General features: G+C 70.3%; 29 protein-coding genes, 1 tRNA gene and 1 pseudogene. 15 read left to right on the forward strand and 16 right to left on the reverse strand.

Features of this window, described 5'->3' with window-relative positions; genetic code table 11:
* Positions 1–359: 359 nt before the first annotated feature.
* A tRNA-Gln gene (locus tag MFF01_RS11500) sits at positions 360–433 on the reverse strand.
* Positions 434–598: 165 nt separating this feature from the next.
* A complete protein-coding gene (locus tag MFF01_RS11505) occupies positions 599–916 on the reverse strand; it encodes a hypothetical protein (protein WP_238225458.1) in 318 nt (105 codons plus the stop codon).
* A gap of 123 nt (positions 917–1,039) precedes the next feature.
* Between MFF01_RS11505 and MFF01_RS11510 the strand changes: the two genes are divergently transcribed.
* From MFF01_RS11510 to MFF01_RS11520, 3 genes are all read left to right on the forward strand, one after another.
* Positions 1,040–2,485, forward strand: coding sequence for a protein adenylyltransferase SelO (locus tag MFF01_RS11510; RefSeq protein ID WP_238225460.1), 1,446 nt, complete (start codon positions 1,040–1,042; stop codon positions 2,483–2,485).
* A 76-nt stretch (positions 2,486–2,561) separates the two neighbouring features.
* The gene (locus tag MFF01_RS11515) at positions 2,562–3,152 is read left to right on the forward strand and encodes a hypothetical protein (protein WP_238225461.1); all 591 of its coding nucleotides are present in this window, start codon (positions 2,562–2,564) and stop codon (positions 3,150–3,152) included.
* Positions 3,153–3,256: 104 nt separating this feature from the next.
* Positions 3,257–3,667, forward strand: coding sequence for a hypothetical protein (locus MFF01_RS11520; protein ID WP_238225462.1), 411 nt, complete (start codon positions 3,257–3,259; stop codon positions 3,665–3,667).
* Between the two features lie 46 nt (positions 3,668–3,713).
* Here MFF01_RS11520 and MFF01_RS11525 read toward each other — a convergent pair whose 3' ends face one another.
* On the reverse strand, positions 3,714–4,226 hold the full coding sequence (locus MFF01_RS11525; protein WP_238225463.1) for a flavin reductase: 513 nt from the start codon (positions 4,224–4,226) through the stop codon (positions 3,714–3,716).
* A gap of 98 nt (positions 4,227–4,324) precedes the next feature.
* Positions 4,325–5,215: pseudogene (puuE, locus tag MFF01_RS11530) on the reverse strand (allantoinase PuuE); the annotation flags it as partial.
* A 221-nt stretch (positions 5,216–5,436) separates the two neighbouring features.
* Between puuE and MFF01_RS11535 the strand changes: the two are divergent.
* The 7 genes from MFF01_RS11535 to chrA all read left to right on the forward strand — a co-directional run bounded on the left by MFF01_RS11535 (position 5,437) and on the right by chrA (position 11,464).
* Positions 5,437–6,057, forward strand: coding sequence for an urease subunit gamma (locus tag MFF01_RS11535; protein WP_238225466.1), 621 nt, complete (start codon positions 5,437–5,439; stop codon positions 6,055–6,057).
* 6 nt (positions 6,058–6,063) lie between these two features.
* Positions 6,064–7,791, forward strand: coding sequence for an urease subunit alpha (gene ureC / locus MFF01_RS11540; RefSeq protein ID WP_238225468.1), 1,728 nt, complete (start codon positions 6,064–6,066; stop codon positions 7,789–7,791).
* Between the two features lie 32 nt (positions 7,792–7,823).
* Positions 7,824–8,321, forward strand: a complete 498-nt coding sequence (locus MFF01_RS11545; RefSeq protein WP_238225470.1) for a DUF29 domain-containing protein — start codon at positions 7,824–7,826, stop codon at positions 8,319–8,321.
* A gap of 49 nt (positions 8,322–8,370) precedes the next feature.
* Complete coding sequence (locus MFF01_RS11550; RefSeq protein WP_238225507.1) at positions 8,371–8,889, forward strand: urease accessory protein UreE; 519 nt, start codon at positions 8,371–8,373, stop codon at positions 8,887–8,889.
* Positions 8,846–9,556, forward strand: coding sequence for an urease accessory protein UreF (locus tag MFF01_RS11555; protein WP_238225471.1), 711 nt, complete (start codon positions 8,846–8,848; stop codon positions 9,554–9,556). The genes MFF01_RS11550 and MFF01_RS11555 overlap by 44 nt, the downstream gene beginning before the upstream one ends.
* An 11-nt stretch (positions 9,557–9,567) precedes the next feature.
* A complete protein-coding gene (gene ureG / locus MFF01_RS11560) occupies positions 9,568–10,197 on the forward strand; it encodes an urease accessory protein UreG (RefSeq protein ID WP_238225473.1) in 630 nt (209 codons plus the stop codon).
* 67 nt (positions 10,198–10,264) lie between these two features.
* Positions 10,265–11,464, forward strand: coding sequence for a chromate efflux transporter (gene chrA / locus MFF01_RS11565; RefSeq protein WP_238225475.1), 1,200 nt, complete (start codon positions 10,265–10,267; stop codon positions 11,462–11,464).
* Between the two features lie 70 nt (positions 11,465–11,534).
* Here the strand turns inward: chrA and MFF01_RS11570 are convergent, their stop codons facing one another.
* The 6 genes from MFF01_RS11570 to sfnG form a co-directional block, all read right to left on the reverse strand.
* Positions 11,535–12,275, reverse strand: coding sequence for a molybdopterin-dependent oxidoreductase (locus MFF01_RS11570; protein ID WP_238225477.1), 741 nt, complete (start codon positions 12,273–12,275; stop codon positions 11,535–11,537).
* Positions 12,268–12,987: a cytochrome b/b6 domain-containing protein gene (locus MFF01_RS11575; RefSeq protein ID WP_238225479.1), complete on the reverse strand. Its 720-nt coding sequence runs from the start codon at positions 12,985–12,987 to the stop codon at positions 12,268–12,270. Before MFF01_RS11575 ends, MFF01_RS11570 begins: the two co-directional genes overlap by 8 nt.
* Positions 12,984–13,577 (reverse strand): SAM-dependent methyltransferase, encoded by a 594-nt coding sequence (locus MFF01_RS11580; RefSeq protein ID WP_238225480.1) that lies wholly within the window; start codon positions 13,575–13,577, stop codon positions 12,984–12,986. The genes MFF01_RS11575 and MFF01_RS11580 overlap by 4 nt, the downstream gene beginning before the upstream one ends.
* Entirely contained in the window at positions 13,574–14,761 is a 1,188-nt protein-coding gene (locus MFF01_RS11585; protein ID WP_238225482.1) for an acyl-CoA dehydrogenase family protein, read from the reverse strand. The genes MFF01_RS11580 and MFF01_RS11585 overlap by 4 nt, the downstream gene beginning before the upstream one ends.
* 220 nt (positions 14,762–14,981) lie before the next feature.
* Complete coding sequence (locus MFF01_RS11590) at positions 14,982–16,241, reverse strand: SfnB family sulfur acquisition oxidoreductase (protein ID WP_238225484.1); 1,260 nt, start codon at positions 16,239–16,241, stop codon at positions 14,982–14,984.
* Between the two features lie 34 nt (positions 16,242–16,275).
* Positions 16,276–17,388: a dimethylsulfone monooxygenase SfnG gene (sfnG, locus tag MFF01_RS11595; RefSeq protein ID WP_238225486.1), complete on the reverse strand. Its 1,113-nt coding sequence runs from the start codon at positions 17,386–17,388 to the stop codon at positions 16,276–16,278.
* Between the two features lie 456 nt (positions 17,389–17,844).
* Between sfnG and MFF01_RS11600 the strand changes: the two genes are divergently transcribed.
* The 3 genes from MFF01_RS11600 to MFF01_RS11610 all read left to right on the forward strand — a co-directional run bounded on the left by MFF01_RS11600 (position 17,845) and on the right by MFF01_RS11610 (position 19,600).
* Positions 17,845–18,579, forward strand: coding sequence for a LuxR family transcriptional regulator (locus MFF01_RS11600; protein WP_238225489.1), 735 nt, complete (start codon positions 17,845–17,847; stop codon positions 18,577–18,579).
* Between the two features lie 88 nt (positions 18,580–18,667).
* On the forward strand, positions 18,668–19,342 hold the full coding sequence (locus MFF01_RS11605) for an acyl-homoserine-lactone synthase (RefSeq protein WP_238225491.1): 675 nt from the start codon (positions 18,668–18,670) through the stop codon (positions 19,340–19,342).
* Positions 19,343–19,390: 48 nt separating this feature from the next.
* Positions 19,391–19,600: a hypothetical protein gene (locus tag MFF01_RS11610; protein ID WP_238225493.1), complete on the forward strand. Its 210-nt coding sequence runs from the start codon at positions 19,391–19,393 to the stop codon at positions 19,598–19,600.
* 15 nt (positions 19,601–19,615) lie between these two features.
* On the opposite strand, the gene MFF01_RS11615 is transcribed toward MFF01_RS11610, so the two are convergent.
* Positions 19,616–20,260 (reverse strand): response regulator, encoded by a 645-nt coding sequence (locus MFF01_RS11615; RefSeq protein ID WP_238225495.1) that lies wholly within the window; start codon positions 20,258–20,260, stop codon positions 19,616–19,618.
* 61 nt (positions 20,261–20,321) lie between these two features.
* On the reverse strand, positions 20,322–20,804 hold the full coding sequence (gene aroQ / locus MFF01_RS11620; protein WP_238225497.1) for a type II 3-dehydroquinate dehydratase: 483 nt from the start codon (positions 20,802–20,804) through the stop codon (positions 20,322–20,324).
* 135 nt (positions 20,805–20,939) lie between these two features.
* On the opposite strand from aroQ, the gene rocF reads away from it, so the two are divergent.
* The gene (gene rocF, locus MFF01_RS11625) at positions 20,940–21,869 is read left to right on the forward strand and encodes an arginase (RefSeq protein ID WP_238225499.1); all 930 of its coding nucleotides are present in this window, start codon (positions 20,940–20,942) and stop codon (positions 21,867–21,869) included.
* Between the two features lie 39 nt (positions 21,870–21,908).
* Here rocF and MFF01_RS11630 read toward each other — a convergent pair whose 3' ends face one another.
* The 3 genes from MFF01_RS11630 to MFF01_RS11640 form a co-directional block, all read right to left on the reverse strand.
* The gene (locus MFF01_RS11630) at positions 21,909–23,417 is read right to left on the reverse strand and encodes a methyl-accepting chemotaxis protein (protein ID WP_283207180.1); all 1,509 of its coding nucleotides are present in this window, start codon (positions 23,415–23,417) and stop codon (positions 21,909–21,911) included.
* Positions 23,418–23,426: 9 nt separating this feature from the next.
* Entirely contained in the window at positions 23,427–23,636 is a 210-nt protein-coding gene (locus MFF01_RS11635) for a hypothetical protein (protein WP_238225501.1), read from the reverse strand.
* A 129-nt stretch (positions 23,637–23,765) separates the two neighbouring features.
* Positions 23,766–25,274, reverse strand: a complete 1,509-nt coding sequence (locus MFF01_RS11640) for an undecaprenyl-phosphate glucose phosphotransferase (protein WP_238225503.1) — start codon at positions 25,272–25,274, stop codon at positions 23,766–23,768.
* A gap of 316 nt (positions 25,275–25,590) precedes the next feature.
* Between MFF01_RS11640 and MFF01_RS11645 the strand changes: the two genes are divergently transcribed.
* Positions 25,591–26,055 carry a four-helix bundle copper-binding protein gene (locus MFF01_RS11645; protein WP_238225505.1) on the forward strand — a complete coding sequence of 155 codons (465 nt, stop codon included), beginning with the start codon at positions 25,591–25,593 and terminating at the stop codon, positions 26,053–26,055.
* Positions 26,056–26,106: 51 nt separating this feature from the next.
* Here the strand turns inward: MFF01_RS11645 and MFF01_RS11650 are convergent.
* A partial coding sequence (locus tag MFF01_RS11650) for an acetyltransferase domain-containing protein (RefSeq protein WP_505744256.1) occupies positions 26,107–26,756 on the reverse strand: 650 nt, incomplete at its 5' end.

A 26,756-nucleotide genomic window follows, 5' to 3' on the forward strand; every position in this document is an offset into this window, starting at 1 on the left:
CACCCAAAGCCCCCGCACATAAGCGGGGGCTTTGGGCGTTCGGGCGTTGGGCACCCGTGTACAGGGTGGCACGACTCGTCAGATTCGGCGTTCTGGCTCGGCCGAACCCCGACGCCTCCGAAAAAAGCAGGCCATTTGGGGCGCCCTTGCATTGGGCTCGGCCGACGGGGTGGGCCTGAGAGGGCCGCGATCGCGCGGCGATGAGCCTGCTTCCATGCCGGAAGACCGATCTCCGATCCCCTCGGCGGAGGCCAATCCGTCAACTATCAGGCAGGGCTCCGCCCGCGCACCCGTTTACATCCCCCCTCGAAATCCCACGAAAAAGCCCGCCAAGTCCGAGACTGGCGGGCCGAATTCGTTGGCTGGGGGACGAGGATTCGAACCTCGACTAGAGGAGTCAGAGTCCACTGTTCTACCGTTAAACTATCCCCCAAAGTCCTGACTTGTCAGGATCTTAGAGCGGTTTGTTTTGGCCCGCGATCCGTGTCGTGCACCGATCGTTTCGCGCCCGGTCCGTTCCGGTGGAGGGGCGATAGCATGGAGGCCGCGCGGCATGCAAGCCGGTATTTCGCGAGCCTGTCTTTCGAAGGCGGCCGAATCACGCGCTGGCCGGGCCGCCCGTGCGGGCTTCGAGCATGCCGAGCGTCCGCAGGATCGCGAGGGCGACGATCTCGGCATCGACCTCCCCTTCCGGCGTCGCGGGAAGGATCGCCACCGTGCTGACTTCGTCGTCGACGACGAGGCCCGCCACAACTTTGTAGACGTCGCCCTCAGCCGCGGCCTCGTCGTGGACGAGGCAGACCCGGCAGCCGCCGGCTTCGCCGTAGACGCGCTGTGTGAGTACCTCGACGCGGGTCTCGGGCTGCGGCTCGGGGCGGCGGGGTTGGCCGAAGGTGGGGCGGATGATGTTGTCCATGATTCGCCTTATACCCGAGGCCAGCCGCTTTGTGAGGAGCCCCCGCGCCCTGGGATCATCCGGGGGCTTCGGGCGATTGACCCCTTGTCCCGCCATCGCGCGGCCGACCTCCCAGGATGCATCATGCCGGTGACCACCGCGCGCCTCGCGCAGCACCATGCCGAACTCGGCGACGCCTTCTACGACGTCGTGGCGCCCGCCGCGTTTCCGCAGACGATCCTGCGCTTCCGCAACCAGCTCTGGGCCGAGCGGATCGGCCTCGGCGACCTGACCGACGGCGAGTGGATCGCGCATTTCGGCCGGTTCATCCCCCTGCCCGGGAGTTTCCCGCAGCCCCTGGCCCTGCGCTATCACGGCCATCAGTTCCGCTCGTACAATCCGGACCTCGGCGACGGGCGCGGGTTCCTGTTCGCGCAGGCCTATGACCTTGGCGACGGACGCCTCCTCGACCTCGCCACCAAGGGCAGCGGCCCCACGCCGTGGTCGCGCACGGCCGATGGACGCCTCACCCTCAAGGGCGGCGTGCGCGAGATCCTCGCCACCGCCCAGCTGGAGGCGCTCGGCGTGAACACCTCAAAGACCTTCAGCCTGATCGAGACCGGCGAGGCCCTGGAGCGCGGCGACGAGCCCTCCCCTACCCGGTCGGCCGTTCTCGTGCGGTTGAGCCACTCCCATATCCGCATCGGCTCGTTCCAGCGCTTCCTGGCTCTGGACGAGCCCGACAACATCCACGCGCTCATGGATCACACGATCCGCCTTCATATGCCCGAGGCGTGGCGGGCCGAGACGCCAGACCGCGCCGTCGCCTTCCTGGAGGATGTGTGCCGGCGGGTGGCACGCACGGGGGCACAGTGGATGGCCGCTGGCTTCGTCCACGGGGTGCTCAACACCGACAACATCAACGTCACCGGCGAGAGCTTCGACTACGGGCCCTGGAGGTTCGCGCCGGTGAACGATCCGGCCTTCACGGCCGCGTATTTCGACACGCAGGGGCTCTACAGCTTCGGCCGTCAGCCGGAGGCCCTATTCTGGAACCTCAGCCGCCTCGCCGAATGCCTGATGCCCCTGGCGCCCCTGGAGCGGCTGGAGGCGGCCCTCAAGCAGTTCGGGCCGAACCTCCAGGACGGCTTTGCCGAGGCCATCCTGGCGCGGCTCGGCCTCGCCCACACCGACGAGGCGGCGACCAACCGCTTCGTCGCCGCATTCTGGGGCTTTCTCGCCCGCAGCGGGGCGCCGTTCGAGCGGACGTTCTTCGACTGGTATGGAGGCCTGGCGTCCGCGACGCGGGCGGCGTCCAGCCCGTCGGCGTCCCTCTACGCTTCGGACGCGTTCGCGCCCGTGCGGGCCAGCCTAGAGGCCATGACCCCCCGCGATGCGAGCCGCCTCGCGCATCCCTACTTCGCCGATGCCGATCCCTGCACCCTGCTTATCGAGGAGGTCGAAACGCTCTGGGCGCCCATCGCCGATCGCGACGACTGGTCGGTGCTCCACGCCAAGCTCGCCGCCATCGACCGCATGGCCGAAGCCTACGGCACGCGGGTCGCTCCCCTGGATGGACCTGCGGCCTGACCGCCGGCCCTGTTTCGGACACATGCGCCGCTAGGGTGCCATGGCGACGCCGACGGGCGACGGCCGGAAAGCGACGATGAGCGAGATTCGAATCCTTGAGGGTGCCCGTCCCGACGGCCCATGGGGCACGGGGCCGGGCACTTACGAATCCGGCCTGCTGCGCCTGCCCGGCGGCGAGGCGCGCGGGGTCGAGGATCTCGTGGATCTCGTACGCGCGGACGGCTCCGGCCCGCAGCGCCGAACCGGGATCGTCGGCGGCCTGCGCTCCGCCCTGGACGCGGCGGGCCCCCTGCCCCGCCCCCTCGATTTCGCCACCTCCATCCTGGGCCTCGGCCTCGGCGCCCTCGCGGGGACGCTCCACGCCAGCGCGACCCTGCATGCCCGCTTCGCCGATGGGGCGCGGGCGGTGATCGCCACCGATCCGGCCACCGCCGCCGCGATCCTGCACGATTGGGCCGTGGTCCGGGAAGCACTCCTGCGCCGGGACGCCCGTCGACAGCCCTCCCGGCAGGTCCTGCTCCCACCACCGGCCGCGGCTCCTCTCACCCTGCCTGCGCCCGCGCCCGTCCCCGATGCGGCGCCGGCTCCGGCGTCGCTCTTCGCCTATGAGATGCGCAAGGGCCGCCTTCGCCGCCTCGCCTCCGGAAAGGCCCCGGAGCGAAGCTGAGCATCGTTCCGGGGGGCTGCCTTCGGTTCTAGCGGGAGGGCCGTCGTTCTGGTCCTCGCCCGTGCCCACCGGTATGGTTCGCGCTCCCGCGAGGCACGAGATCCATGATCCAGAAGAAGCACCTCCCCCCCGACGCGACCATCGCCGACGTGGTGGCCGATCTCGAGGATGCGAGCGAGTATCTGCGCCGGGTGCTGGGCAACATGCGCTTCTGCCAGAAGCGACACGGCGATGCCTGCCTGCGCATCGGAATCACCGGTAAGCGCGGCCAGTCAAAAGGGCTCGCCCCCTCCTACCGGATCGACTACCCGGCCGGGCCGGATGCGGACGGGATGACGATCTACAACGGGTTCGGCGGTCGTTCCCACAGCGCCTTCACGCCGATCAACGTGCGCGAGACCAACTGGAGCCGCGGCCACGCCACGATCCAGGAGGTGCAGAAACTCTATGACGGCCTGCACAAGGCGGGACTGGAAAAGGCCGAGCGGGACAACCCGGCGCCGGGCACGCCCTGAGCGGCCTCCCCGTCGGGACATCCGGTCCTGTCCCGCATGTCCCCGCTCAGAGCGGCAGGGCGTGGTAGCGCCGGTCGGCGTAGAGCAGCCCGTCGCCTGCGCCCGCCCCGGCCAGGGCCACGACTTCGCAGAACAGCACGTCGTGGGTCGCCACGGCCTGGCGGCCGACGATGCGGCAGTCGAAGGCCATGAGGGCTCCGTCGAGGACCGGCGATCCCGTGACGAGGCGACTCCAGGTACCGGCGGCGAAGCGGTCGTCCATGGGGGTGCCGCCGCCGAAGGCGTCGGCGACGCCCCGCTGGTGCGCCCCCAGGATGTTGACGCAGAGGACATCGTTGAGGCTCAGGGCGGCGTAGGCCGAGGCCGTCCGGTTGAGGCAGACCAGAAGGGTCGGCGGCCGGTCGCTGACGCTGCACACCGCCGTGGCGGTGAAGCCTGCGCGGCCTCCCGGCCCGTCCGTGGTAACGAGGTGCACGGCGCTGGCGGTGCGCGCCATGGCGGCCCGGTAGGCATCGGCCTCGACGGGGGGTGTCATCGATTCGGGCGTCGGTTCAGTCATGCGGGCTTCGCTTGTCGGCTCTGTGAACGTGCGCCCGCGTCGCGTCGCGCGTGGCCCGGCGGAGGCGGATCCTCCCCGGTCGAGGGCGGTCAGGCCGGCGGGTGATGCCGGGTCCAATGCTCGGCGATGTCGACGCGGCGGGCGATCCAGACGCGGTCATGCGCGGCGATGTGGTCGAGGAAGCGGGCGAGCGCGCCGATCCGGCCCGGGCGGCCGACGAGGCGGCAATGCAGGCCGACCGACATCATCTTCGGCGCGGTCTCGCCCTCGGCATAGAGGGCATCGAAGGTGTCGCACAGGTAGGTCGCGAAGTGGTCGCCGGTGTTGAAGCCCTGCGCGGCGACGCAGCGCATGTCGTTGGCGTCGAGCGTGTACGGCACCACGAGGCCGCGCCGGTCCGGGCCGCCGATCCAGTAGGGCAGATCGTCGGCATAGGAATCCGATAGGTAGTCGAAGCCGGCCTCCAGCCCGAGATCGAGGGTGTGGACCGAGGAGCGACCCGTGTACCAGCCGCGCGGGCGGGCGCCCGTCACCGCCGTGTGGATGCGGATCGCCTCGTCCATGTGCGCCTTCTCCGCCTCGCGGGTGAAATCGCGATAGTCGATCCACTTCAGGCCGTGGCAGGCGATCTCCCAATCGGCCTCCCTCATGGCGGCGGCGATGTCGGGCACCCGCGCCAGGGCATTGGCGACGGCGAACACCGTCACGGGCACGCGGCGCGCCTGCAGCAGCCGCCAGATCCGCCAGAAGCCGGCGCGGGAGCCGTACTCGTAGAGGGATTCCATGTTCATGTGGCGCTGGCCCGGCCAGGGCTGGGCGCCGACGATCTCGGACAGGAAGGCCTCGGAAGCCGCATCCCCGTGCAGGATGGAGTTCTCTGCCCCCTCCTCGTAGTTCAGCACGATCTGCACGGCGATGCGGGCCCCGTTCGGCCAGTTGGCCTGGGGCGGCGTGCGGCCGTAGCCGACGAAGTCGCGGGAATCGGTCACGACGGCTTTCCTTGTCCGGTCTGTTCCGGGCCCGCTGTTCCGATGATGCGCGGCGTCCTGTCAACCGATCGGGCAGATGGCTTCGGGACCCGGGCTTTCAAGCGCCCGGCCCCAGATCGGGCTTGCACGGGCGGGTACGGGATGCATCGTGGCACGGCCGGACCGCGCACGGTCCTTGCCTGTCCGACCGCGCTTCGACGCACCCCAACCCGAGGTTTCCCGTGCTCCTGACCCCGCGCGAAAAGGACAAGCTCCTCCTCGCCATGGCCGCCCAGGTCGCCCGCAACCGGCTCAGCCGGGGCGTGAAGCTGAACTACCCGGAAGCCGTGGCGCTGATCAGCGACTTCGTCGTGGAAGGCGCCCGCGACGGCCGCTCCGTGGCCGACCTCATGCGGGCGGGGGGCCAGGTGCTCACGGCCGAGCAATGCATGGACGGCATCCCCGAGATGATCCACGACATCCAGGTGGAGGCGACGTTCCCCGACGGCACCAAGCTCGTCACCGTCCATCATCCGATCCGGGGCGCCGCCTCGGCCGAGGTGCCCGGCACCGTGACGACCCTGCCCGGCGACATCGTCTTCAACGAAAGCGCGCCGCGCACGCTCATCACCGTCGCCAACGTCGGCGACCGGCCGATTCAGGTCGGTTCGCACTACCATTTCTACGAAGTGAACGCGGGCCTCACCTTCGACCGCGAGAAAGCGCGGGGCCAGCGCCTCGACATCGCGCCCGGCACGGCGGTGCGCTTCGAGCCCGGCGCCACGCGGGACGTGGTGCTGGTGCCGCTCGGCGGAGACCGGACGGTGTACGGGTTCCGGGGCGACGTGATGGGAAAGCTCTAAAAGATCATGGCCAACATGCCCCCCCGCGCCGCCCTTCCCCGCGCCGCCTATGCCGACATGTTCGGCCCCACCACCGGCGACCGCATCCGCCTTGCCGACACGTCCCTCGTCATCGAGGTCGAGCGCGACCACACCACCTACGGCGAGGAGGTGAAGTTCGGCGGCGGCAAGGTCATCCGCGACGGGATGGGGCAGTCCCAGGTCACCAACCAGGACGGAGCCGTGGACACGGTCATCACCAACGCCGTGGTCCTCGACCATTGGGGCGTGGTGAAGTGCGACGTCGGGATCGTGAAGGGGCGCATCGTCCGCCTCGGCAAGGCCGGCAACCCGGACATCCAGCCGGGCGTCGACATCGTCGTCGGCCCCGGCACGGAGGTGATCGCCGGGGAAGGCAAGATCCTCACGGCGGGCGGGTTCGACAGCCACATCCACTACATCTGTCCGCAGCAGATCGAGGAGGCCCTGTGCTCGGGGGTCACCACCATGCTCGGCGGCGGCACGGGGCCGGCGCACGGCACCTTCGCCACCACCTGCACGCCGGGCCCGTGGCACATCGCCCGGATGATCGAGGCGGCGGATTCGTTTCCGATGAACCTCGCTTTCGCCGGCAAGGGCAACGCCTCGCGGCCCGAGAGCCTCGTCGAGATGATCCGCGCCGGGGCCTGCGCCCTCAAGCTGCACGAGGATTGGGGCACCACGCCCCAGGCCATCGACACCTGCCTCACCGTGGCGGACCTGCACGACGTCCAGGTGATGATCCATTCCGACACGCTCAACGAGTCCGGCTTCGTCGAGGACACGATCCGGGCGTTCGCCGGGCGCACCATCCACGCCTTCCACACGGAAGGGGCGGGCGGCGGCCACGCGCCCGACATCATCAAGGTGGCGGGGTTGTCCAACGTCCTTCCGTCGTCGACCAACCCGACGCGGCCCTACACGAAGAACACCATCGACGAGCATCTCGACATGCTGATGGTGTGCCACCACCTCGACCCGGCGATCCCCGAGGATCTCGCCTTCGCCGAGAGCCGCATCCGCCGCGAGACCATCGCGGCCGAGGACATCCTGCACGACATCGGCGCCCTCTCGATGATGTCCTCGGACAGTCAGGCCATGGGCCGGGTCGGCGAGGTCGTGATCCGCACCTGGCAAACGGCGGACAAGATGAAGCGCCAGCGCGGCGCCCTGCCGGGCGACGCGAGCGGCAACGACAACCTGCGGGCCCGGCGCTACATCGCGAAATACACCATCAACCCGGCCATCGCGCACGGCGTCTCGGCGCATATCGGCTCCGTGGAGCCCGGCAAGCTCGCCGATCTGGTGCTCTGGACGCCCGCCTTCTTCGGGGTGAAGCCCGACCTCGTCCTCAAGGGCGGCATGATCGCCACCGCGCCCATGGGCGACCCCAACGCCTCGATCCCGACGCCCCAGCCCGTGCATTACCGGCCGATGTTCGGGGCCATCGGCCGCTCGCCCTTCGCCACCGCCCTCACCTTCGTGTCGAAGGCCGCCATCGAGGACGGCCTCGGCGAGCGCCTCGGCGTCCAGAAGCGGCTGGTGGCCGTGGAGAACGTGCGCGGCGGCATCTCGAAGAAGAGCATGATCCTCAACGACGCCACGCCGAACATCGAGGTCGATCCCGAAACCTACGACGTCCGCGCCGACGGCGAATTGCTCGTCTGCGAGCCGGCCGAGGTTCTGCCCATGGCGCAGCGCTACTTCCTGTTTTGAGATAGGATGGCGCCGGAATGCGGAGACCCGTCATGTCCAAGGCTGCTGTCGGTCCGTCGCCGGTCCGAGTCCCACGGGCGCAAGATCTCTATGAGACCGACCTCTATCTCTGGACGCAGGCACAGGCCGCCCTGCTCCGGACCGGCCGGCCACAGGAGATCGACTGGCAGCATCTGGCGGAAGAGATCGAGAGCGTGGGCGGATCGCAGAAATCTGAAATTCGAAGCCGCCTCGCGATTCTGCTTCAGCATCTCCTGAAGTGGGAGTTTCAGCCGGAGAAGCGCAAATATGGCTGGCGCGCCTCTATCGTCGAGCAGCGCCTCCAGATCGACGGCCTCATCGAAGTCAGCCCGAGTCTGCGATCATGGCCCGAGGCCGTGCTCGCCAAGAGCTACCGTCTCGCTCGCACACGCGCTGCGGACGAGACCGGCCTTCCCGAGAACAGGTTTCCGGAAACATGCCCCTATTCCCTGGCGCTGATCCTCGACGAGGGATTCTACCCCGGTCCACTCAGTCCGGACGTCGTCTGATGCGGTTCCAGCAATGGGTGGAGGCGTGTCTCTTCCGGTCTTCGTGTCCATGATCCGCGCCACCCACGTCCTGCGCCGCGATGTCCTCCGGGGCGAGATCGTCGACCGCATTGTCCTCGACCATGGCGACCGCCATCGTCGCCGCATGGCCATGCGGGGGCTCGGCGGCCTCGCCTTCCTCCTCGATCTCGCCGAACCGACGGTGCTCGACGACGGCGATGCCCTGGTGCTCCAGGACGGGCGCCTCGTCTGGGTCGAGGCCGCGCCCGAACGGCTGCTGGAAATTCGCGCCGCCGACGACCACGCCCTCAAGCGGCTGATCTGGCATATCGGCAACCGGCACATCCCGGCCGAGATCGCCCCCGACGCCGTCTACATCGCGTACGATCACGTGCTCGCCGAGATGGTGCGGGGCTTAGGCGGCACCGCGGACGCGGTGGAGCGCCCGTTCCGGCCCGAAGGCGGGGCCTATGCGGGCGAGGCGGCCGGCCACCATCATCACGGCCACGGTCACGATCATCCGCATGATCATGGTCACGCGCACGGCCATTCCCACACGCATGATTGATGCCCTGCGCCTGATGGCGTGGCTGTCGCCGGGCTATCCCGTCGGCGCCTATGCGTATTCGCACGGGCTCGAGGGCGCCGTGGAGGCCGGCGACATCGTCGACGAGGCGTCCCTGGCGGCGTGGCTCGCCGACGTGCTCGAACTCGGATCGGGGCGCAACGACCTCATTCTCGCCGCGCATGCCCATGGCGCCGCCCTGGCGGGGGATGCGGCCGCGCTGGCGGACCTCAACGATCTGGCCCTGGCCCTGGCCCCATCGCGGGAACTGCACCTCGAGACGAGCCAGCAGGGCCGCAGCTTCCTCGAGGCCACCGTGGCGGCCTGGCCCAATCCGGCCCTCGCGCGTCTCGCCGAGGCCCTGCCCGGCCCGGTGGCCTATCCGGTAGCGGTCGGTCTCGCGGCCGGGGCCCACGGCATGGCCCTGACCCCGGTGCTCGCGGCCTTCGGCCTCGCCTTCCTGCAGAACCTCGTCTCGGCCGCGCTTCGGTGCGCGCCCATCGGCCAGAGCGCCGGCACGCGGGTGCTCGCGGCCCTGACACCGCGCGTGGTGACCCTCGCGGCCGGCACGCCGGAGCTCACCCTGGACGACCTCGGCAGCGCGACCCTTGCCCTCGACCTCGGCTCGTTCCGGCACGAGACCCAGTACTCTCGGATTTTCCGTTCGTGAAAGATTCTAAGATGGCTTCTCCCAACGGCCGCTCTCCCAACGGTCCCTTGCGCGTCGGCATCGGCGGCCCCGTCGGCTCCGGCAAGACCGCCCTGATGGAGCAGCTCTGCAAGCGGTTTCGCGACACCTACGAGATCTGCGCCATCACCAACGACATCTACACCAAGGAGGATGCCCGCCTCCTCACCGTGGCGGGGGCCCTGCCTGAGGAGCGGATCATGGGGGTCGAGACCGGCGGCTGCCCGCACACGGCGATCCGCGAGGACGCCTCCATCAACCTCGCGGCGGTGGCCGAGATGCGCCGGCGGTTCCCGAAGCTCGACCTCATCCTCATCGAGTCGGGCGGCGACAACCTCGCCGCCACCTTCTCGCCGGAGCTTGCCGACCTCACCCTCTACGTCATCGATGTCGCGGGCGGCGAGAAGATCCCCCGCAAGGGGGGGCCCGGCATCACCCGCTCCGATCTTCTCATCGTCAACAAGACCGATCTCGCGCCCCTGGTCGGCGCCGATCTCGGGGTGATGGAATCCGACACGCAGCGCATGCGGGGCCAGCGCCCCTACGTGTTCGCGTCGCTCCGCGAGGGACACGGCGCCGACACCGTCGCGCGCTTCATCGTGGAGGCCGGGGGGCTTGCCTGAGTGTCTCTCACAAATCTTCCGCTCTGCTGTCGTGCTTCGGAGAGAACCGGCCGTGATCGGGAGTTTTGTGAGGCACTCTGATGCCCCGAAGGGCTCGCTGCGGGAGGTCTTCCTCGCGTTTCTGACGCTCGGCCTGACGGCGTTCGGCGGTCCCGTCGCTCATCTCGGCTACTTTCGCACGGCGTTCGTGGCGCGGCGGCGCTGGATCGACGAGGCGGGTTATGCCGACCTCGTCGCCCTGTGCCAGTTCCTGCCCGGGCCCGCTTCGAGCCAGGTCGGATTTGCCCTCGGGACCCTCCGGGCCGGGAGCCTGTGGGGTGGGCTCGCGGCCTTCGCGGGCTTTACCCTGCCCTCCGCCCTCCTCCTCGTCGGCGTCGCGTACGGCGCCGGGTCGGGCGGCGGGCCGGTGCTGTCCGGCCTGCTGCACGGCCTCAAGCTCGTGGCCGTGGCGGTGGTGGCCCAGGCCGTGTGGGGCATGGCCCGGACCCTGGCGCCGGACCCGACCCGCGCCGGAATCGCCCTCGGTGCCCTCTGGCTCGCGGTTCTCGCGCCGACGTCCCTCGGGCAGGTCGCCGCGATCGGGTTCGGGGCCCTGGCCGGTCTCCTCCTGTGCCGGGCGGCGCCCCCCGCCCCCGTCGGACGCCTCGCCGTGCCCCTGTCGCGGCGGACCGGCGCCGTCGCCCTGGCGCTGTTCTTCGGATTGCTCGCCGGCCTGCCGGTCCTGGCCGCCCTGTGGCCGTGGCAGGGTGTGGCCGTGGCGGACGCGTTCTACCGGGCCGGCGCCCTGGTGTTCGGCGGCGGCCACGTGGTGCTGCCGCTTCTGCGCGCCGGCACCGTCGATCCGGGCTGGATCGGCGCCGATGCGTTCCTGGCCGGCTACGGCGCGGCGCAGGCTGTGCCGGGGCCGCTCTTCACCGTCGCGGCCTATCTCGGCACCGTCCTCAAGATGCCGCCGAACGGTCTCCTCGGCGCGGGGCTGGCCCTGGCGGCGATCTTTCTCCCCGGCCTCCTCCTCGTCACCGGGGCCCTGCCGTTCTGGGACGACCTCAGAAAGAAACCCCTGGCCCAGGCGGCCCTGCGCGGCGGCAACGCCGCCGTGGTCGGGCTCCTCGCCGCCGCCCTCTACGATCCGGTCTGGACGGGGGCGATCGGGAGCGCCCGCGACGTCGCTCTGGCGGCGACGGCCTTCGTGCTGCTCACCGTGGGCGGCGTCGCGCCCTGGATCGTGGTCGGGCTCACGGCTCTGGGCGGTCTCGCCCTGTCCTGAGGCCTGAGATTCCGAAGGGATCATCCCTTCGGCGGGTGTCGGGCGGAGCCCGACGATCATCGAGACCCGATCAGATCCCGGCGTACCAGGGGAAGCCGAGTTCGGCGACCATGCTGCCGCGGCCCTTGCCGTAGCCGTCGACGCGCTCGGCCGCCTCGATGGCGGCGATGTATTTCAGGCTCTTGTAGCCGAGCTGACGCTCTACCCGCAGGCGCACCGGGGCGCCGTGCTTCACCGGCAGGTCGCCCCCGTTCATGCCGTAAGCGAGAACTGTCTGCGGGTGGAGGGCATCGAACAGGTCGTAGCTGTCCCACCAGCCGTCGACGCTGCGGATGACGATGAAGCGTGCCTGGGGCTTGAGGCCGACATGGGCGAGGAGGTGGGCCAGCGGCACGCCGGTCCATTCGCCGATGGCCGACCAACCCTGCTCGCAAGAATGCAGCGTCACCTGGGTGCGCGCCGGCATCGTCCTGAGGTCGGCGAGGGAGAACGTGCCCGGGCGTTCGACGAGGCCGGTCACCGGCAGTTTCCAGTCGGCGAAGGCGACATCCCGGGAGCGCCGGTAGACGGGGTCGTCCGGGTCCGTGGTGTTGATGGTCGGAAACACCGCGGAGATCCGGCTGCGGTCGAACTCGCGCACCAGGGGCTGGCGGGCCAGCAGCCAGCGCTGGACCGCGAAGGTGAGGCCGTTGCTCCAATCGTAGGGCGTCGCGAGGTGCGACAGGGCGGGCGCGTCGCATCCGCCGAGCAGGCCGGCCCCGAGGACGGCCCCCGAACCGGTGAGGAGGCGGCGGCGCGAGAGGTCACGCATCGGTGGGCTCCCGAGAGACTGGCGCGTCCGGCGGAACGGTGAAGCGCCCGGTGATCATCGAGCGCGTGAGATTGACGGCGCCGCCGACGAAGACCTGACCGACATGGACGAGGAGGAACAGGACCAGCAGGCAGGCGAAGACGAAGTGCAGGGTGCGGGCCGATTGCCGGCCGCCGAACAGGGTGAAGAGTTCCGGGAACGCCGCCGTCACGCCCGGCGACATCGTGAGACCGGTGAGCACCATCAGGGGGAACAACCCGAGGATCACCGCGAGATAGGCGATCTTCTGCAGGGCGTTGTAGCGCAGGGCCTCGCGTCCCTTCGGCGCCCGCAGGCGGGCATGGTCGGCGATCTCCCGGGCGAGGTGGCCGGGTGCCAGCTGGTCGCGGTCCGGCAGGAGGTCGCGGCGCAGGTGCCCGCCGGCGAGCGAGGCGAGGAGGTAGAGGCCGCCGTTGAGGACGAGGATCCAGGCGGCGAGGAAATGGAGGTTGCGGCCCCAGCCCGTCTGTTCGAGGTTCACCGGCAGGGGCAACACCAGGGCAGCGGGGGCGTCGTTGGCGCCGGTCTCGCCCCAGAACAGGCGCGGCAGGGCGAGCAGGATGGCGATGCCGCTGACGACGAGCGCTCCGAACGCCGCGGCGTTGAGCCAATGGGCGAGGCGCACCCAGGCGCGGTGACGAAAGACCGTTCGGCGCTTCGTCCCGTCCGTCATGGCGCGGCGCGGGCCCGGAGCACGTCGAGGCGGTATTTCTCCGCGCGGGTGTGGTGGTGGGGGGCCAGGGTGCCGGCGGTCCCGGCGATGAGGGCTTCCACGGCCTCGTCGCCGCTCGAGGGATAGTCCGTCTCCCCGGTCCAGTGGACGAGGATCACCTCGGCGCCGGGCTTCACCGCCCGGACCATGTGGCCGGCGAGGCGGTCGAGATCGGCTTTCGTGAAGAAGTACAGCACCTCCGACAGGACGATGAGATCGAACCGGCCGGGCGGCCACTGCTCCGGCACCGCCGCGCGCAGGAAGGAGACGTTCGAGGTCTCGGCGCAGCGCGCGCGGGCCGCCGCGAGGGCGGTCTCGGCGACATCGAGGGCGAGCAGCCGGGTGCAGCGTTCCGCCAGGCGCCGGGTCAGCACGCCGATGGAGCAACCCACCTCCAGGGCCTCGGCGTAGGTGGGCTCCGAGAGGGCCGCCAGGGTGGCGTCGTACTTCGCCCCCTCGTAGGCGCTGGTGGTGAACCCCCACGGGTCGGGATTGCCCGCGTAGATGCCGTCGAAGTAGCCCGGCGGAAGGGACGCGCTGGACCGGGTCACGCGGCGCGGCCGGGTTGGAGATCGGCGGGGTCGTTCGTGCCGGGGTCGCGCCACAGCGCGTCGGCGGTGCGTGCGTCGGCGAGCACGTGGGCGGCGGCATGGGTCAGGGCCCGGTCGGGGCCGGGCTGGCGCAGATACGTGGCGAGATCGCGCATGAGCCGCTCCAGGGGGTGGGTCTGGAGGAAGCCCGCGAGCCCCACGGAGCGCTGGGCGCGCTCCAGCACGTCGAGGCCGGCCCGCTCCACGGCGAGGCGGGTGAGGTTGACGTAGGCGATCACCCGCGCCGGCTCCGCGTCGGGATCGCTCGCCAGGGCGGCGGCCCGGCCCACGAACAGCCGCGCCGTTTCCACGGCGATGGCCGCCTCTCCCAGCCGCGCCGCCTGATGCGGATCGCCGCCCCGCCCGGTGGCGACGAGATGCGCCCGCAGGCTGTCGAACACGGCCTCGATGCCGCCGAGCTGCACGGCGGTGAAGCGCCAGGCGCCGCCGGAGAAATGCGGCTCGCGGAAGTAATCGTCCGCCTCGCCGACGGCCGCCTGCGCCGCCACGGGCAGGCCGGTGAAGTCGAGCACGCCCGAGGTCGAGGCGCGCATGCCGTGGGCGCACCACGACGACAGGTCGGCCCGCGTGCCGGGCTCGAGGCTGACGACGAGCATCTGCTGGCGTCCGTCCGGCCGGCGCGCGGTGACGAGGGGGCGGGTCACCGCCCCGGCGCCCGAGGCGAACGACTTCACGCCCGCGAGTTCGCCGGTGCCGTGGGGATCGAGCACGAGGCCGCCCGCCTGGGGCTGGGTGTTCCACACGCCGAACAGATGCCCGGCATGGATGTCGGCCACGAGGCGCCGCAGCACCGGTTCGGAGGCGTAGCGCAGGATCAGCGATAGGGCGTTGACGTGACCCTCGTACAGACGCCCGAGGGCGAGGCTGCCGCGACCGACCTCGGCGAGCACGTTGAGGAGCACGGGCGCCATGGCGGGCGCGTCAAGGCCGGACCCGCCCAACGCCACCGGCAGGGGCGCGGCCAGAAGGCCGGCCTCGTGGCATTCCACCACGTCGCGGGCCGGAAATCCGCCCGTGCGGTCGAGGGCATCCGCCCGTTCCGCCGCGAACCGCGAGACGACGCGAGCCGCGGTGCGGATGCGCAGGGACTCGGTTTCGGTACGGTCGGGGGCGATAAAGTTCATGCCGGGTAACAAGGAACGGACCGCCGCGTTCCCACCAGTCGTCCAAAGGTCACGGCCCCCGGCAAGGCACAGGTTTGGTCGATAGCACGCCGTCCACCCATCGCCTGTGGGAGCAACCACGCGCGCCGAGCCGGAGATCGACTTCGGCGCGGCACCCGAGCGCATTGGTTTCGCTTGGTTTCGAGAGCCGGACACCCCTCGACGAAGGGATGCCTCCGCGTCAGCTCCAGGCGTGGAAGGGCGGCTTGACCCCGTTGAGGGCATGGTTGCCGACGATGGCGTATTTCCAGCGCACGGGGTCGTGGAGCGTGTGGGTGCGGGCGTTGCGCCAGTGGCGGTCGAGATTGTGCTCGGCGAGCGTCGAGCGGGTGCCGGCGAGTTCGAACAGGGTGTTGGTGGCGCCAAGCGCCACCTCCGTGGTCAGTACCTTGGCTTCGGCGACGGCGAGCTGGGCCGCCGCGACGCTGTCGGCATCGGGGGCGGCCACCGCCGCGTCGAGGGCGAGGCCGGCCCGGTCCAGGAGGGCTTCGGCTGCGTGCAGGCGGATGGTGAGGTCGCCCACGAGGCGAATCGTGTGGGGATCGTCCGAGGCCCGGTCGAGGCCGCTGTCGATCCAGGGGCGGGATTTCGTGCGCACGAACGCGATGGTCTCGGCGAGCGCCTCGTGGGCGATGCCCGCATCGACGGCCGCCTGGATGATCTGGAAGATCGCCCCGTCGGCGCTCGGACGCTCGTAGCCCTTCCAGGCCGGCACGAGGTGGCTCTTTTCCACCCGGACCCCGTCCAGGATCACCGTCCCGCTCGCCGTGGTGCGCTGGCCGAAGCTCGACCAGTCGTCGATGACGGTCAGGCCCGGCGCGTTGCGCTCGGCGATGGCGTACCAGGGCCGGCCCTCGCCATCGACGGCGACGATGGGCACGAGGTGGGCCAGCAGCGCCCCCGTCGCGTAGAACTTGCGGCCGTGAACGGTGACGTGGTCGTCGTGGTCGACGAAATGGGTGTTGAAGTCGGCCGCCCGCTTGGTGCCGCTCTCCGAGAAGGCGTTGCCGAAGCGGGTGCCGGCCAGCACGAGGCCGAACAGCAGGCGCTTCTGGTCCTCGTCCGACACGGTGTCGATGGCGGCCACGATGCCGAGGTGGTTCTGGGCGATCTGCCCGATGGAGGGATCGGCCGCCGAGATGATGGCGATTGCCCGAGCCAGTGTGCGGTAGGACAGGCCCGGCCCGCCATGGGCCTTCGGGACGTTGATCGACCACAGCCCACTCTGGGAGAAGGCATCGAGTTCGGGCAACGGCCGGCGGCCCGTGCGGTCGCGCTCGGCGGCACCCGCCCGGAATTCTTCCGCCAGGGCATGGGCGACGCGGAGTGCCTCGGCGTCGTCGCGGAGGATATGGGCCGGTGCCGAAGGCTTCGTCGGTCCGGGCACACCCTGGGGAATACGGTTGGCCTCAAGGGCGCTCGCGCTGACGGCGATGTTCATGGCTGATCTCCGAAAGGTGGGCGGGGGACTCGGTTCAGGCGGCTTGCGCCCGGCGCCCGCGCTGCGCCTCCAGGGCCCTTACCCGTGGGATGATGTGCGCGCCGAAATACGCGACCTCCTCCTGGAAGTGCAGGAAGGCGAGGAGCGCCAGATCCACGCCGGCCTCCTTCAAGGCGACGATGCGCTCGGCAATCTGGTCGGGCGTGCCGATGAGGTTGGTCTTGAAGCCGTCGTTGTATTGGACGAGATCCGCGAAGGTGGATTTGGCCCAGTTGCCCTCCCCTTCCGGAGAGGCCTTGCCGGCGTTCTTCACCTCGTGGCCGAAGGCTTTCACGGCGTCCGGATCGGCTTGGTCGATGATCTCCTGGAGGACGGCGCGGGCTTCCTCCTCCGTGTCGCGGGCGATGACGAAGGCGTTGACGCCGACCTTGACGGAACGGCGGTTGGCGCGAGCCTTCTCCCGGAGATCGTCCACCTGCGCCCGGATGCCCTCGGGGGTGTCGCCGTTGGTGAAGTACCAGTCGGACACCCGGGCGGCCATGTCCCGCGCCGCCCGTGACGAGCCGCCCTGGAAGATCTCCGGCTGCGGGTCGACCGGTTTGGGCTTCAAGGTGTAGTTTGTGTAGCGATAGAAATCGCCCCGGAACGTGAAGTCGTCTTGCGTCCAGATTCCCCGCAGGGCGCGGATGAACTCTTCCGAGCGCCGGTAACGCTCGTCATGATCGAGCCAGGGTTCACCGATGGCGCGGAACTCGCCCGAGAACCAGCCCGAGATGAGGTTGATGGCGATGCGCCCCTCGCTGAGGTGGGAGATGGTGGCGATCTGCTTGGCGGCCAGGGTCGGGTTCCACGGTCCCGGCAGCAGGGCGGCGATCACCTTCAGCTTCGTGGTGGCGGAAAGCAGGTCTTGGCTGAAGGCAACGGATTCGTGCTGATACTCGGCGCCGTAGCCGGCGGTGAACCGGATCTGCGTCAGGGCGTAGTCGAACCCGGCCTCCTCGGCGATCTGCGCGAGGCGCCGGTTGTAGGGAGCGTCCCACCCCGTACGCTGGGGAATCTTGCTGACGACGAGGCCACCCGAGACGTTGGGCACCCAGTAGGCGAACCGGATCGATTCGTCCGTGGCGGTCGGGGGGTGAAGGCTCATGGGATGATCCGTGTTCGGGAGGAGAGGCGTCCGGTGCCGGGGCGCCGGATACGGTGAAAGACGTGTGCGGACGCCCTGAATGGAAAGACCAGGATACTCGTAAGATGAATTCAATCATCGGTATCGGTCTGCGCCACTATTCGAGTCGAAGTATCGGGCCGTGACTGTCTGTCGTCAAAGGAATGGAATGGCTTTTTCGATCGCGTTTGGAAAAGAGCGTTCTCCGCGTCGGATGTTCGGCCGCACGATCGATCCGTCGCCTCGACAGCTACTCCTCCCGTGGCGCGAGGTGACGGGTGGCGCCGTGCCCGATCACGGCGCATGGCCCGGCGGTGTCCGGTTTCGGGCGCGCATGGTCTGTTTGTGGGGGCAAGGGGACGGAGGCCCCCGCCCGTCTTCACCTTTCGGAAACCATCGATCCCGCTATGATTTCTGAGGAAATTTCGAGTTACGCTTTTGCCAGATGTCCGTCAGACCGCGTTCGACATCATTCACCGCCTGCGTTCGGCCGGAACCCAGCGGGCTGTTTATGCGGAGCTGCGCCGGACGGGCACGATCTTCGGCTACGATGCGTTCCTCATCGGCGGCCTACCGCATTCGCCGAGCGAGAATCTGTCCGATTGCTCGCTGATCTCCGGCTGGCCGCCCGGTTGGACGCAGCGCTACGAGGAGCGGAACCACCTGCATCGGGATCCGGTGATCCGTTACATCCGGGCGACGACGGATCCGTTCCTCTGGCACGAGGCGGCGGCCCACGGGGACCCGCGTGGTTCGGTCGTGATGAACGAGGCCCGCGAGTTCGGCCTGAAGGAGGGCTTCTGTGTGCCCTTCCACGAGCTCGACGGCAGCGAGGCCGGTGTCAGCTTCGGCGGCACCGAGGTGCGGTTGTCGGAGGATGCCCGCGCCGGGCTGCACCTCGTGGCGATCTACGCCATGTCCCGGGCCAAGGCGATCGCGCGCCGGGTGCAGGAGGGCGATGCGGCGGAGGGGGCCGCCGTGGGGCTGACCGGTCGGGAGATCGAATGCCTGAAATGGGCCGCCGCCGGCAAGACGGCGTGGGAGACCTCCGTGATCCTCTCCATCTCCGCCCGCACGGTGGAGCACTACCTCGCCTGCGCGGCGCGGAAGCTGGGGGCGACGAGCCGCGTCCAGAGCGTCGCCGAGGCCTTGAGGCAACGGATCATAGACTGAGTCCCGGCGCTCCGATGCCCCGTAAATCTACGAGTGCCTGAGCGACCCAAGCTTGGCCAGAACACGCCCCGTTGCGGGGAGGTCTGGCGTGCTGAGGGTTCTGTGCGGCGATGTCGAGGCGCTGGATCCGGGTCTCATGAACCTGATCTACCGCTTCCGGCACGACTTCTTCGTCGATCACCTGAGGTGGGAGGCCTGCCGCAGGCAGGACGGCCGCGAGCGGGATGCCTTCGACGGTCCGGACTGCCTGCATGTTGTCGGGCAGGAGCCCGCCGGTCGGGGCGCCGGCACCATCGTCTCGTACGCGCGCCTGTTGCCGACGACCCGGCCGCACCTGATGACGCACCTGTATCCGGAGCTTCTCAAAGGGAGGTCCGCGCCGTCCGGGCCGCGCATCTACGAATGGACGCGCTGCGCCGTGGCCCCGGGCAAGCGCGAGAGCGCCAAGGGAATCGACGCCGTCTCGGGTGCGTCCTTCACGGCCGTGGCGGAAGCCGCCGAGCATTTCGGCCTCGAGGGCCTCCTGGTGCAGACGCACCCGGTTCTCGTCACCCGCCTCATGGACATGGGCTGGGACGTGGAAGCCCTCGCCCTGCCCTGCACCTACGACGGTTCGCTCCTGCTGCCGGTCTACGCGCGCCTGACCCCGGAAACCGTGGCCACATGCCGGCGCCTGTTCGGCCTGTCCGGCCCGGTCCTGCGCATCCCCGCCTCCGACGACACGCGCCCCCCCTCGCCTGCGGCACGCCCGACGCTGTCGTGAGCGGGTCGCCTCGACCCCCCCTTTCCCACCCGTTGCCAGAGTGATGCGATGCTGACCGGTTCCTCAGAAATCTCCCGCCGGGCCGCGCCCGAGCGCTCCCTCGCCGATCCCGCGGGCTGCCCCGTCGACGAGGCCATCGATCAGGCCATCCAATTGCGGGAAACCATGGTCCGGATCGCCGATCCGTTCCTGCTCACCCTGACGGACATGCTGCTGTTCGAACTCGGCCGCCACCTCGCGCGCCGGGAGGACGAGTAGTCCGGCGACCGGATCTCAGGAGCGGGCCTGAATGTGGTCGAAGTCGAGGCCAGCCGTCTGGATGACGATCTGGGTCCGGCTGCCCACCTCGAGCTTGCGCAGGATCTCGGTGACGTGCGCCTTCACGGTGGAATCGCCCACCTGAAGGGCATGGGCGATCTGCTTGTTGAGCTTGCCCTGGCGGATCATCCCCAGCACCCGCATCTGCTGGGGGGTGAGCCGGGCAACACGTTCGGCCAGGGAGGGCCGGTCGGATGGGTCGGTAGCACCCGCCAGGGCGGGGGGCAGGGACAGGCCCCCGGCCAGGACGTCCGCGATGGCCCGCGTCAGGGTCGCCTTGTCCACGGCCTTGGGCACGAAGCCGGCCGCACCGTGATGGATGGCCTCGCGCATGATCCGCGGATCGTCGAGCCCCGAGACCACGAGGATCGGCACGCGGGCGAACCGCGCCCGGATGGAGACGAGGCCGTCGAACCCCTGCACACCCTGCATCGTCAGGTCGAGGAGCACGAGTTCGATGGCCCGTTCACGCTCCAGGGCGGCGCAGGCCTCCGCGATCCCGTCCGCCTCGTGGAGCACCGCCTCCGGGTAGGCGAGCGCGAGGGTGCTGGCCAGGGCCTCGCGAAACAGCGGATGGTCGTCGACGATGAGGAGATGCATGGTGGGCTCCGCTGCCCCGGAGATCGGCCCTTCCCTCATATCAGGTCTTGCCGGACCCGGCCTATGGCCGGGCATCCCGCAGGTGCGCGAGGTGGCGCACGGCCAGGACGTAGCCGTGGGTGCCGAACCCCGCCATCACGGCGGTGGCGGCGAGCGAGACGTAGGAATGGTGCCGGAAGGCTTCGCGCCGGTGGACGTTGGAGATGTGGCACTCGACGATGGGCACCTCGCAGGTGTTGAGGGCATCGAGGATGGCGATGGAGGTGTGGGTGTAGGCGCCCGCGTTGATGACGATGCCGGCCGAGCCCACGCGGTAGGCGTGGATCCAGTCGATGAGGGCGTGCTCGGCATTGCTCTGATGGAAGGCGAGGGTGAGCCCGTGGGCCTCGGCTTCCGTCCGGCACCGCGCCTCGACGTCGCTCAGGGTCTCGGCGCCGTAGATCTCCGGCTGGCGCTGTCCGAGAAGGTTCAGGTTGGGGCCGTTGAGGACCAGGACCGTGCGGGTCTTGAGATTGGTCTCGGTGGCGGTCTCTGTGTCGGTCATGGGCGCGGGCTCCGTCCGAACTTCGTTTGCGCCGTCCGGCGGGCGATTGCCAGGGGGGCGCCCGGAGCACCATCGTCTTCGGATCGGCATTTTGGGCCGGTATAGCCGGTGGGCAACGAGAAGGCGTGAGACGCGATGGACCCCCGACGCTGCATTCTCATCGGCGCCCCCGTGCAGGCGGGCACCCGGCGCCTCGGCTGCGACATGGGACCGAGCGCCTACCGGGCGGCCGGTCTCGGTCTGGCGCTGGCGGACCTCGGCCTCGACGTCGAGGATCGCGGCAACCTCGTTCCCGCGCCGTTCTCCGTCCCGCCCCATCCCAATCCGGCGATCCACGGGCTGCCCGAGGTCGCGGCCTGGACCGCCGCCCTGGCGGAGGCCGCCGACGCGGCCGGGGGGCTCGGCGTGCCGATCTTCCTCGGCGGCGATCACAGCCTGTCGGCCGGTACCATCTCGGGCATGAGTCGGCGGGCGGCCTGCGAAGGACGTCCGCTCTTCGTCCTGTGGCTCGACGCCCACCCGGACCTGCACACCCTCGACACCACCACCAGCGGCAATCTCCACGGCGTGCCCATGGCCTACGCCACGGGCGCGCCGGGGTTCGCCGGCCATCTGCCGCCCCTGGCCGTGCCCGTGGACCCGGGCCACGTCTGCATGATCGGCCTGCGCAGCGTCGATCCTGCCGAGCGCGCGGCCCTGCGCGCCTCCGGCATCCGCGTCCACGACATGCGCGCCATCGACGAGAACGGCATCGGCGTTCTCCTGGCGGCCTTCCTCGATCGGGTGGCGGCGGCCGGCGGCCTCCTGCACGTGAGCCTCGACGTCGATTTCCTGGAGCCCGGCATCGCCCCGGGGGTGGGCACCACGGTGCCGGGCGGCGCGACCTTCCGCGAGGCCCATCTCGCCATGGAGATGCTGCACGACAGCGGCCTCGTGCGCAGCCTCGACCTCGTCGAACTCAATCCGTTCCTGGACGAGCGCGGCCGGACCGCCCTTCTCATGACGGACCTGGCCGCCAGCCTCATGGGCCGGCGGGTCCTCGACCGGCCGACGCACAGCTTCTGAGAGTGCGAGCCGTATCCGTGGAGCGTCGAAAACGCCCCGTCAGGCCACCCGCGCCGTATCCGCGGGCAGGTCGCGGAGGAACGCCGCCGTGACGCCTTCGAGGTGCCCGACCTGATCGCGCACGGCCTGGGTCGAGGCCCGAACCGCGTCGGCCACCTGCGTCGTCGTCCCGAGGGCGTTCGCGACGGCCGTCACCTGGGTGCTGGTCGCCTGCGCGTCCTGCACGGCGGCCCCCACATGGGTGTCCATGTCCTGCGTCGCCTGCCGCTGGCGTTCGATGGCCTCGAACATCGCCGTGGTGGTGCGCTCCACGTCGGCGATCCGGGCGGCGAAGCCGTGCATGAAGGCGATGGAGGTCTGCGTCGCCGCCTCGACGTCGCGGATCTGCGCGGCGATCTCTTCTGTGGCCCGCGCCGTCTGGCCGGCCAGGGCCTTCACTTCCGAGGCAACCACGGCAAAGCCTCGGCCGGCTTCGCCCGCCCGCGCCGCCTCGATGGTGGCGTTGAGGGCGAGGAGATTGGTCTGGCCGGCGACCTTGCGGATCGCCGTGATCACGGAGCCGATCCGCTCCACGGAGGCGGTCAGGGCCTGAACGGTCTCACCACTCTGGCGCGCCTCGTCGGCCGCCGCGCGCGCGACGGTGCCGGTGGCTGCCAGATGCCCGGCGATCTCGTCCGCCGCCGTCGTGAGCCCGAGGCTGGTTCGGGCGATCCGTTGGGCGTTGTCGCCGGCCTGGCGGGCGCTCGCCGTGGCGCCGTCCGTGGTCCGGGTGGTCTCGTGGGCGAACCGCGTGAGGTGGCCGGCGCTGCCCTCCAGGGTTCCGAGGGTCCGCTCGATGGTCTCCACGGCGTCGCCCACCGCCCCCTGGAACGCCCGGACCCGGGCCGCGACGGCCACGGCCCGCGCCCGCTCGGCCGCGTCCCGGGACACGGCCTCGGCTTTTAGGACCTCGGCGGCGTCACGGTCGGCCACGCTCGGGCGCAGGGCCTCGCTCGCCGCCACGCCGGCCTGGAGGCTTGCCACCAGCCAGACAAGAAAACCGGTCTGCGCGACGAGGACGGCGGTGTGAAGGAGGACACGGTCGAAGCCGGCCCCGTCCGGGAAGGCGAGGCCCGGCAGCGCCGGGGAGAGCACGAGGTGATGGAGGGCGACGACGGCCGCGTAGGCCACGAGGGCCTTCCCGTCGAGCCAGGCGGCGACGATGGCGAGGCACGCGAAGAAGTACATGTGGGCGTCGAGCTGGAGCGAGCGCCCGCCGCCGTTGCGCTGGAGGATCGCCACCAGGACCGCGACGGTGCCGGCCAGCGCCAGGCTGGAGACGATCCGGGTGCGCGGCCCGATGAGGCTGCGGGTGCTCGCCCAGGTGGCTGGAAGGGCGAAGGCCAGGGCAGCGGCCGTCGCCACGGTGCTCGATACGGCGCCCTGCCAGGCGTTCAACCCGACGATGAGGGCGACGTTGACCCACACCAGGGCGAGGATGCCCTTGCCGGACGTGGTCCGGATCCGGTCGAGGGTCGATTCTTCGGGGGGAACCCGCTGCGACGACATGGGGTCTCCTCAGGGTGAATCCGCCGCCGGGCGGCCTGCGACGCTGGAAGTGTTGACGACGATCCAGGCCTTGGATGCCCGCCCGATGCCGTCGAGGAAACGGGCCTGGCCCGTCCCGGGCGGAGCGATCACGAGGGACGGCCGAGCGGTCTCGGGTGTGCCGAGCGGGATTCCGAGGGCGGTGATCGCTGGCAGGAGCGAATCGGACGGGACCATCATGGCTAACAAATAGCCAACAGACCCTTCAGAGATTCTTAACGCCCGGGCTGGCGGGCGATCGCGCGCGGCCGCGGATCGATGGCCCGAAGACCCCTCGGAAACATCCCCCCGGGACGGCGTCGCGGGGCGTCAGTAGGCGTTCCGGGTGCGGATGAGGGACAGGGGGGTCGCGAGCATGATCCGGATGTCGAACAGCACGGACCAGTTCTCGATGTAGTGCAGGTCGTGCTCGACGCGGCGACGGATCTTGTCGCTCGTGTCGGTCTCGCCCCGCCAGCCGTTGACCTGCGCCCAGCCGGTGATGCCGGGCTTGACCTTGTGGCGGGCGAAGTAGCCGTCCACCACCTGATCGTAGAGGGTGTTCGACACATGGCCCTGCAGGGCGTGGGGGCGGGGTCCGACGAGGGACAGCTCGCCCTTGATGACGTTGAACAGCTGCGGCAGTTCGTCGAGGGACGTCCGGCGGATGAAGCGGCCCACCGGCGTCACCCGCGGATCGCCCCGGGTCACCTGACGGGCGGCGGCGAAGTCCGCCTGGTCGTGGTACATCGAGCGGAACTTGTAGACCTCGATGAGCTCGTTGTTGAAGCCGTAGCGCTTCTGGCGGAACAGGATCGGGCCGGGGGAGGTCAGGACGACGGCGGCCGCCACGGCGAGCATCACGGGGCTCAAGGCCAGCAGCATGGCGAGGCCGACGAGGCGATCGAACAGGCTTTTTGCGATGATGTCCCAATCGGCCATGGGCCGGTCGAACACGTCGAGCACGGGCACGGAGCCGAGGTAGGAATAGGCGCGCGGGCGCAGGCGCAGCTTCGAGGCCTGGGCCGAGAGGCGGATGTCGATGGGCAGCACCCAGAGCTTGGCGAGCATCTGGAGGATGCGGTCCTCGGCCGCGATGGGGATGGTGAAGACGATGAGGTCGAGGCGGGTGGTGCGGGCGTAGGCGACGAGGTCGTCGACGGTGCCGAGCTTGGGGTATCCGGCCACGACGGCGTCGGAGCGCCGGTCGCCGCGATCGTCGAACACGCCGACGATGCGGATGCCGGACTCGGTCTCGGCGTCGAGGGCGCGGATGAGGTCCTCGGCGATGGGGCCGCCGCCGACGATGGCCGTGCGCCGGTCGAAGCGGCCCTCCCGCATCTGGGCGCCGATGATCCGCGACAGCACGAAGCGGCCCGTCAGCAGAAGCCCGAGGCCGATGCCGTACAGGGCCACGAGCCAGGCCCGGGTGCACGGATCGGCGGCCTCTGCCAGGACGAGGTAGGCACCTGCGGCGAGGCAGGCCGCCGTCCAGGCCAGGGTCAGCCGCAGGGCCGTGCCCGGGAACCGGCGCACGGCGTCGATCCGGTAGGCGCCCGCGGCCTGGAACACGAGGACGGCCAGGATCGCGAGGCTGCCTGCGGCGGCCACGGTGCGGAACGGGGACGTCACGAGGCAGGTCGGCGTCAGCCCTCGAACCGCCACCCCGAGGGCCAGGACGAAGAGGAACTCGCCGACCCGGACGCAATCGGCGAGCACCACGGGGGACATCGCCTCCCGCCGCGGCGCGGCGCCCTGCCCCCGCACCGGCGACGCGGCGGCCTGCCGGTCCGTCTCGCCCGCCGCTTGCAGCAGATCGCGGACGTCGAAGGCGGGCATCGAAGCCTCCAGGCTCGAGGGGCGGTTTCCACCGTCGCGACGGCAGGCATGGCCCGGGACCCTGGCACGGCCTCCTGACGGAACGTTTAACGTGATCCTGCGCGGGCGGCCCGGTTCCGGAGGTTGCGTTTTTCGTCGAAATCGCGGCCGCGTCCGGGTAAGAGGGCCTCGCGAGACGTCCGGTCACCGTCGGCCCCCGCACCGGGCACTGCGGTGCCGAGAGCGTTTCGCGAGAGACACCGAGAACGGGCGGCCCGGCGACGCGATGGAGCGCCAGCCGCTCGCCTGCGGCTTGCGCCGCCAAGGGGGGATCAGGATGGAACGTCGGGACTTCATCACCGGGCTGGGAGGCGCCGCCGCGCTCATGGCCGCTGCCCCCGCCATGGGGCAGACGGCGGATCATGCCCACATGCAGGGCCACGACCAAATGGGGGCCGCTCACGACCATCCGCCGCAATTCTCGGCCTTGAAGGCGTCGAGCGCGCGGTGCGTCTCCACCGGCAACGATTGCCTGCGGCATTGCTTCGGCATGCTGGCCATGAACGACACGAGCATGGTCGCCTGCATGCGGTCGGTCCACGACCTCGTCCAGTCCTGCGCCGCCCTGGAATCCCTCGCCGCCGTCAATTCCCCCCACACCCGCGTCCTGGCGAAGGCCGTGGGCGAGATCTGTTCGGCCTGCGCCGTGGAATGCGCCAAGTTCCCGGCCATCGCCGACTGCCGGTCCTGCCAGGAAGCGTGCCTGGCCTGTGCCGCCGAGTGCAAGAAGGTCGCCGCCTGAGACCGTTCCCGCTCGATCGAGGCGGCCCGTTCCCCTGGCGGGCCGGCCGCCTCAGAAGTAGCTCACCCAGCGTGCGGGGCTCCGGCGCTTGAACCGGACGGCCCAGCGACAGACGGGATAGAGCGCGAGACCGAGGGCCGCGGCGATGAGCCAGAGGTGGACCGGGCCGGGCGCCTCGATCCGCCCGGACGATGCGGCGAAACCGGCCGCCTTCAGCCCGTCGTCGAGCAGGCGCAGGGCGTAGAGGTGCGCGACGTAGAAGAACAGTGGCACGCCCCCGTAGGTACAGAGCCAGCCGAGGCTGCGCGGCGGCACCGCCTCGAGGGCCGCGAGCAGGACGAGGCCGAGGCCGAGGGTCGCAAGGAGGAAGGCGGCCGAGGGCGGATATTTCGTGAGATTCAGGAACGCCCTGAGGGTGGCGTCCCAGGAGGTGCCCGCCTGCCACGGAACCGGTTCGCCGTAGCCGTTGAGACCGCGCAGGATCAGGAACCCCGCCAGCGTCGCCGCACCGAGGCCGAGGAGGCGGTAGCGCCGCGTCCGCGCCGGCATCTCACTGGTGAACCATGGGCCCAGGGCGTAGCCGGCCGCCATGACGCCGATCCAGGGCAGGACCGGATAGGAGGTGCGCGCCACCCCCCACGGCAGGTCGATGAGCCCGCGCTGGTGCAGGATCGCCCAGAGCGTGTAGCCGCCCTCCCCCG

Origin of the sequence: Methylobacterium adhaesivum (assembly GCF_022179065.1) — a bacterium.
Lineage (GTDB): Bacteria > Pseudomonadota > Alphaproteobacteria > Rhizobiales > Beijerinckiaceae > Methylobacterium > Methylobacterium adhaesivum.

Bases quoted from the DNA above. Each gene is read 5' to 3' on its own strand.
- MFF01_RS11510 (WP_238225460.1), top strand. From the start codon at position 1,040: ATGCCGGTGACCACCGCGCGCCTCGCGCAGCACCATGCCGAACTCGGC.
- MFF01_RS11585 (WP_238225482.1), bottom strand. From the start codon at position 14,761: ATGAACTTTATCGCCCCCGACCGTACCGAAACCGAGTCCCTGCGCATC.
- MFF01_RS11520 (WP_238225462.1), top strand. From the start codon at position 3,257: ATGATCCAGAAGAAGCACCTCCCCCCCGACGCGACCATCGCCGACGTG.
- MFF01_RS11590 (WP_238225484.1), bottom strand. From the start codon at position 16,241: ATGAACATCGCCGTCAGCGCGAGCGCCCTTGAGGCCAACCGTATTCCC.
- sfnG (WP_238225486.1), bottom strand. From the start codon at position 17,388: ATGAGCCTTCACCCCCCGACCGCCACGGACGAATCGATCCGGTTCGCC.
- MFF01_RS11615 (WP_238225495.1), bottom strand. From the start codon at position 20,260: ATGCATCTCCTCATCGTCGACGACCATCCGCTGTTTCGCGAGGCCCTG.
- MFF01_RS11505 (WP_238225458.1), bottom strand. From the start codon at position 916: ATGGACAACATCATCCGCCCCACCTTCGGCCAACCCCGCCGCCCCGAG.
- MFF01_RS11515 (WP_238225461.1), top strand. From the start codon at position 2,562: ATGAGCGAGATTCGAATCCTTGAGGGTGCCCGTCCCGACGGCCCATGG.
- MFF01_RS11545 (WP_238225470.1), top strand. From the start codon at position 7,824: ATGTCCAAGGCTGCTGTCGGTCCGTCGCCGGTCCGAGTCCCACGGGCG.
- MFF01_RS11525 (WP_238225463.1), bottom strand. From the start codon at position 4,226: ATGACTGAACCGACGCCCGAATCGATGACACCCCCCGTCGAGGCCGAT.
- MFF01_RS11555 (WP_238225471.1), top strand. From the start codon at position 8,846: ATGATCATGGTCACGCGCACGGCCATTCCCACACGCATGATTGATGCC.
- MFF01_RS11630 (WP_283207180.1), bottom strand. From the start codon at position 23,417: ATGTCGTCGCAGCGGGTTCCCCCCGAAGAATCGACCCTCGACCGGATC.
- MFF01_RS11635 (WP_238225501.1), bottom strand. From the start codon at position 23,636: ATGATGGTCCCGTCCGATTCGCTCCTGCCAGCGATCACCGCCCTCGGA.
- MFF01_RS11645 (WP_238225505.1), top strand. From the start codon at position 25,591: ATGGAACGTCGGGACTTCATCACCGGGCTGGGAGGCGCCGCCGCGCTC.
- MFF01_RS11575 (WP_238225479.1), bottom strand. From the start codon at position 12,987: ATGACGGACGGGACGAAGCGCCGAACGGTCTTTCGTCACCGCGCCTGG.
- aroQ (WP_238225497.1), bottom strand. From the start codon at position 20,804: ATGACCGACACAGAGACCGCCACCGAGACCAATCTCAAGACCCGCACG.
- MFF01_RS11610 (WP_238225493.1), top strand. From the start codon at position 19,391: ATGCTGACCGGTTCCTCAGAAATCTCCCGCCGGGCCGCGCCCGAGCGC.
- MFF01_RS11550 (WP_238225507.1), top strand. From the start codon at position 8,371: ATGATCCGCGCCACCCACGTCCTGCGCCGCGATGTCCTCCGGGGCGAG.
- MFF01_RS11570 (WP_238225477.1), bottom strand. From the start codon at position 12,275: ATGCGTGACCTCTCGCGCCGCCGCCTCCTCACCGGTTCGGGGGCCGTC.
- rocF (WP_238225499.1), top strand. From the start codon at position 20,940: ATGGACCCCCGACGCTGCATTCTCATCGGCGCCCCCGTGCAGGCGGGC.
- ureG (WP_238225473.1), top strand. From the start codon at position 9,568: ATGGCTTCTCCCAACGGCCGCTCTCCCAACGGTCCCTTGCGCGTCGGC.
- MFF01_RS11640 (WP_238225503.1), bottom strand. From the start codon at position 25,274: ATGCCCGCCTTCGACGTCCGCGATCTGCTGCAAGCGGCGGGCGAGACG.
- ureC (WP_238225468.1), top strand. From the start codon at position 6,064: ATGGCCAACATGCCCCCCCGCGCCGCCCTTCCCCGCGCCGCCTATGCC.